The sequence below is a fragment of the Arthrobacter sp. SPT-J7 genome (assembly GCF_059089965.1).
The window spans coordinates 1-455 of the sequence record NZ_JBNHFF010000571.1; the positions used below are offsets into that span (position 1 = coordinate 1).

At 60.2% G+C, this 455-nt stretch carries 1 protein-coding gene; it reads right to left on the reverse strand.

The genetic code is table 11. The features are described from left to right. Positions 1 to 247 (reverse strand): MerR family transcriptional regulator (locus tag AC5RWX_RS34315; RefSeq protein ID WP_494100583.1); only part of this gene is annotated, 247 nt, incomplete at its 3' end. Between the last annotated feature and the right edge of the window lie 208 nt (positions 248 to 455).

The following is a 455-nucleotide window of genomic DNA, read 5'->3' on the forward strand; positions in this document are numbered from 1 at the left end:
AGAGCCGCTGGGATCCAGAGCCGGCGGCACCGCGGACTGCGGGTTCTACAAGTCCGGTTCGCGCCCAGTAATCCAGTTGGCGGTAAGTGATGCCTGCTGCCTTGCAAGCGGTGGGGCCCCGGTAGCCTGCGTCTTCATCCAGGACAGGGAGATCTTCGGTGAACAGGAGGCCCTGGGCACCGCTTGCGGGCACAGCAACACCAGCCGTGGGCTGTTTCAGCCCGCCTGCTTCGCCTTTGGGACTCACCTGGATCCTCCTTGTCATAAGCTCCCCGAGAAGAACTGCAGCAGCCTTAACAGGAATGAAGATCATGCCTGTAATTTCCGCGGGGCGCACCTTCCAGTGTGACTTGCGCGGCTGCCGTAAGCAATGGGAACTCGATACTTAGACGTTAGGCCCGTGCGGACCCAAGGTCAAAGACGTTGGGCCCTTCGAAGAGGCGTGTCGAAAATTT